The following is a 272-nucleotide window of genomic DNA, read 5'->3' as shown; positions in this document are numbered from 1 at the left end:
AAATCGCTCCTTCAAGAAATACTTTTTTCATAATCAATCAATTTCAAAATATCTTTTGCCCCACCTCTTACTGCTTTTACATCTGTGAAGCCAGCCTTTATCAACATTCTACCTGCTTGAATCGCTCTTCCTCCAGCCTGACAAAACAATGTAATTTCATTCTCCTTATTTAATTCTGCAAGTCGGGCTTCCATTTCAGACAAAGGGATTTTACTGCAAAAACTGGAGGGAATTTCGGGTTCCTCACCGATTTCACGAACGTCTATTAAAAT

The 272-nt window shown here is 37.9% G+C and carries 1 protein-coding gene; it reads right to left on the bottom strand.

Going from position 1 to position 272, the window contains the following annotated elements; genetic code table 11:
- Positions 1 to 11: 11 nt before the first annotated feature.
- A partial coding sequence (locus I5349_RS13750) for a rhodanese-like domain-containing protein (RefSeq protein ID WP_226391353.1) occupies positions 12 to 272 on the bottom strand: 261 nt, incomplete at its 5' end.

This window comes from Penaeicola halotolerans (genome assembly GCF_016464625.1).
In the GTDB taxonomy this organism is placed as follows: Bacteria; Bacteroidota; Bacteroidia; order Cytophagales; family Cyclobacteriaceae; genus Penaeicola; species Penaeicola halotolerans.
The sequence above is the reverse complement of the archived record's forward strand: the minus strand, read 5'-3'. Positions and strand labels throughout refer to the sequence as shown.